Below are 282 nucleotides of genomic sequence, written 5' to 3'. Positions count from 1 at the left end.
CTCGCCAACTACATCAAAGACCGCCATCCTTTCGACCGTTGGAATAAAAGAGGGCTAACTTATGAGGAAACATCCGTGAATGGATTCGAACATGCTCAATTTGATACTAAACATGACAGCCATTTACATTATTATATTAATTTCGAAAAACAATTCAAAGAAAACTCAAGTGGTAACTGTTTAATCCTTAAATACAAAGGCCCTAAACACTTCTTAGACGACGACAAAGACTATTACCTTGGTTGCGCTCGCGTCGATGATGCCAATTTCGAATTAACCGAC

General features: G+C 38.7%; 1 pseudogene. It reads left to right on the top strand.

The annotated features are described in order from the left end of the window. Nucleotides 1–282, top strand: a pseudogene (locus tag RI01_RS03255) (hypothetical protein); the annotation flags it as partial.

Source organism: Italian clover phyllody phytoplasma str. MA1 (genome assembly GCF_000300695.1).
In the GTDB taxonomy this organism is placed as follows: domain Bacteria; phylum Bacillota_I; class Bacilli_A; order Acholeplasmatales; family Acholeplasmataceae; genus Phytoplasma.
Note: the sequence above shows the minus strand (reverse complement) of the source record. Positions and strands in the feature narration are given on the sequence as shown.